Here is a 3520-nt window from a genome sequence, read left to right as displayed (position 1 = left end):
ATCGTCGACTGGTTGTCCGAGCAGGCCGACGTGGTCGTGCGTTTCCAGGGCGGGCACAATGCCGGCCACACGCTCGTCATCGGCGGAACGGTGTACAAGCTATCGCTTCTGCCCTCCGGCGTCGTGCGCCCCAACAAGCTCTCTGTCATCGGCAACGGCGTGGTGCTCGATCCGCATGCACTGGCGTCCGAAGTCGAGCGCCTGAACGAGCAGGGCGTGGCCATCACGCGCGACAACCTGCGCGTGGCCGAGAACGCGACGCTGATTCTCTCGATCCACCGCGAACTCGATGCGCTGCGTGAAAGCGGCAGCGCCGGCACGAAGATCGGCACCACCAAACGCGGCATCGGCCCGGCTTACGAAGACAAGGCCGGACGACGCGCCATCCGCCTGATGGATCTCGCGGACCTGAAGACCCTGCCGGAAAAGATCGACCGGCTGCTGACGCACCACAACGCTTTGCGTCGCGGTTTCGGACTGGCGGAATTCGACGCGAAGGCGATCTACGACGAATTGTCGTCGGTGGCGCCGAAAGTGCTGCCCTACATGGATGCCGTGTGGCGCCTGCTCGACGGAGAACGCCGCGCGGGGAAACGCATCCTGTTCGAGGGTGCGCAAGGCGCGCTGCTCGACGTGGATCATGGCACTTACCCCTTCGTCACCTCATCCAATACGGTGGCGGGGCAGGCCGCCACCGGTTCGGGCCTCGGCCCGGGCGCGGTCGGCTATGTGCTCGGCATCGCCAAGGCCTATACGACGCGGGTCGGCGAGGGACCTTTCCCAACGGAACTCTTCGACGAGACCGGCGAATTGATCGGCCAGAAGGGCAAGGAATTCGGCGTGGTGACGGGGCGCAAGCGCCGTTGCGGCTGGTTCGACGCCACCCTCGTGCGGCAAACCGTCAGCACCTCKGGGATCGATGGAATCGCGCTGACGAAGCTCGATATTTTGGATGGGTTCAAGACCCTCAAGATCGGCGTGGGCTACAAGCTCGACGGCGAGACGATCGACTATTTCCCCGCAAGCCAAGGGGCTCAGGCGCGGGTGGAACCGATCTACGAGGAGATGGAAGGCTGGAGCGGATCGACCGCCGGCGCGCGGTCCTGGGCTGACCTTCCGGCACAGGCGATCAAGTATGTCCGGCGTGTCGAGGAATTGATCGGCGCACCGGTGGCGGTGCTGTCCACATCGCCGGAGCGCGACGACACAATCCTGATGAAGAACCCCTTTGAGGGTTGACGGCGGCAGCCGCGCGGGCCATCCCACACCAAATGGCTGATTACTATCCCCTGATAGCCCGCGCCGTCGAAGGCCTGGCCGATACGTCACCGGAAACGCGGCGGGCTGTCTATGAGCGCGCACGCACGGCTCTCGTTACCCAGCTCCGCACGCTCGATCCTCCGCTCTCCGACCGCGACATCGAAAACGAACGGGCCTCTCTCGACGACGCCATCGGCCGCGTCGAAGCCGATTTCGCCGTCGCCGCGCCGGAATTTGCCGACCTGCAGGTCGCCGCCGGAACCGCATTCGCCGGCCGCCAGCGGCATGCCGCGCCGGTCGCCGAGGCCCATTCCGAACCGTCACCGGAGCCGGAAGTCGCCGAGCGTCCGCGCGTCGAGAGTCGTCCCCATCCCGGTATCAAGACCGGCTCCCGCGGCCGCACGATGGTGCTTGGCACCGTGCTGGCGCTCGTTATCGCGGCCATCGCGGCCCTGGCGTTCTGGCAGCGGGACAAGCCCGAAGACCTCGCGCCCGCCGCGACCGTCGCGCAGGCGCCGCAAGCGGCCCCGGACACGTCGAAATCCACCGAGCGCGTCGGCGGACCGGCGGCGCCCGTCGCTCCCGCGCCCGCTTCCCGTCAGGAAGTCGGCGTTGCCCAAAGGGCAGTCTTTTACGAGGAAGACGCTGCCGCGCCGTCGACGCCAAAAGCCCAGACGGGCCGCGTCGTGTGGCGGCTCGAGGATGTGAATGCGGGTCAGGGACAACCGCTGGAGAAGGCCGTGAGCGCGACCGTGGAGATCCCGGACGCCGGCCTCAACATGAAGATGCTGCTCCGGCGCAATCTCGACGCGACGCTGCCGGCGTCGCATACCGTCGAATTGTCCTTCACCACGAGTCCGGGTGACAGCGGCCGCGTCATCCGGGATGCGGGTCTGCTGCAGTTCAAGGACGAAGAGGCCGCCCGCGGGACGCCGGTCGCCGGGCTCCCCGTTCCGGTTCGCGAAAACCTCTTCCTCATCGGGTTGTCGAACCTCACGAGCGACGTGGAACGCAACACCGAGTTGCTGATCCGCCGCAACTGGATCGACCTGCCGGTGCGCATGGCGTCTGGACAGCGCGCCATTCTCAGCTTCGAGAAGGGCACCTCCGGCGAGCAGGTTCTGACGCGCGCCTTCGGGCTCTGGCGCTAGCAGGCGAGCCCGCCTCATGGGGGCACAACGAACCTGATCGACCGGCCGCGTCGCGCCGGGTATAAACGGCAGGCCATGCACCTTCGATCGTCGTCATCCGCGCAGCACGTTCTCGGCCAGTATTTCACCCGCCTCGGCCATATTGTCGGGGCCGATCGGACGCACAGTTCCGATGCGCATCTCGGCATGGTGCTCACCTTCATCGCGGGCGCCACGAACGCGGGCGGGTTTCTCGCCGTCGGCCAATACACCTCCCACATGTCGGGGATCTTTTCGGCCATGGCCGACCACGTGGCGCTCGGAGCGTTCGGCCTCGTGGCCGCCGGGTTAACTGCCTTTCTCTCATTCCTCACAGGGGCCGCCTGCTCGGCCGTCCTGATCAATTGGGGACGCCGGCACGCGGCGGATATCCAATACGCACTGCCGATCATGCTCGAAGCGCTGCTGCTGTGCCTGTTCGGCATACTAGGCGCGATCTTCTACCCGTCGCCGGGTCTGGTCCTATCGGCGATCCCGCTGCTGTGCTTCATCATGGGATTACAGAACGCCACGGTGACCAAGCTTTCAGGCGCGCGCATCCGCACGACGCATATCACCGGCCTCGTAACCGACCTCGGAATCGAAATCGGAAAGCTTCTCTTCTGGAACAGCGACAAGCTGGAGCAGCGCTATGGGGCGCCGGTTATCGCCGATCGGCCGAAGATGCGCCTTCTGTCGCTGTTGCTGATCTCGTTCTTCATCGGTGGGGTGACGGGCGCGCTGGGGTTTGCCCAGTTCGGTTTTCTGTTCGCGCTTCCGCTCGCGTTGCTGCTGTTCGGCATCGCGGTGCCGACTCTCGTTGCCGCGCGGACGCCGGACAGGCCGTGACGCGCGCCGATCAGTGAGCCGGCTGGTCCGCCGGCTCCTCGATCTCCGCGAGATTTTTCTTCACGGCTTCCTGGATTTTCTCGAACGCCCGCACTTCGATCTGGCGGACGCGCTCGCGCGAGACTCCAAATTCGGTCGACAGATCCTCGAGCGTGATCGGATCGTCCGACAAACGGCGTGCCTCGAAAATGCGCCGCTCGCGCGGATTGAGCACCGACAACGCGTTGCGCAAGGCGGAGAGA

4 protein-coding genes are annotated in these 3520 nt (G+C 65.8%); 3 read left to right on the top strand and 1 reads right to left on the bottom strand.

What is annotated here, in order from left to right; all coding sequences use genetic code 11:
• The 3 genes from AC1DVM_RS22755 to AC1DVM_RS22745 form a co-directional block, all read left to right on the top strand.
• A partial coding sequence (locus AC1DVM_RS22755) for an adenylosuccinate synthase (protein ID WP_477258356.1) occupies window positions 1–1239 on the top strand: 1239 nt, incomplete at its 5' end.
• A gap of 32 nt (window positions 1240–1271) precedes the next feature.
• Entirely contained in the window at window positions 1272–2411 is a 1140-nt protein-coding gene (locus AC1DVM_RS22750; protein WP_477258354.1) for a histidine kinase, read from the top strand.
• Between the two features lie 75 nt (window positions 2412–2486).
• Window positions 2487–3278 carry a YoaK family protein gene (locus AC1DVM_RS22745; protein ID WP_477258352.1) on the top strand — a complete coding sequence of 264 codons (792 nt, stop codon included), beginning with the start codon at window positions 2487–2489 and terminating at the stop codon, window positions 3276–3278.
• Between the two features lie 10 nt (window positions 3279–3288).
• Here the strand turns inward: AC1DVM_RS22745 and AC1DVM_RS22740 are convergent.
• On the bottom strand, window positions 3289–3520 hold a 232-nt coding region (locus AC1DVM_RS22740; protein ID WP_477258350.1), incomplete at its 5' end, for a sigma factor-like helix-turn-helix DNA-binding protein.

This window comes from Microvirga sp. P4_A5 (assembly GCF_056402495.1).
This window is presented reverse-complemented; position numbering and strand designations above follow the sequence as displayed.

Coding starts and splice junctions, on each gene's coding strand:
- AC1DVM_RS22750 (WP_477258354.1), top strand. CDS start 1,272: ATGGCTGATTACTATCCCCTGATAGCCCGCGCCGTCGAAGGCCTGGCC.
- AC1DVM_RS22745 (WP_477258352.1), top strand. CDS start 2,487: ATGCACCTTCGATCGTCGTCATCCGCGCAGCACGTTCTCGGCCAGTAT.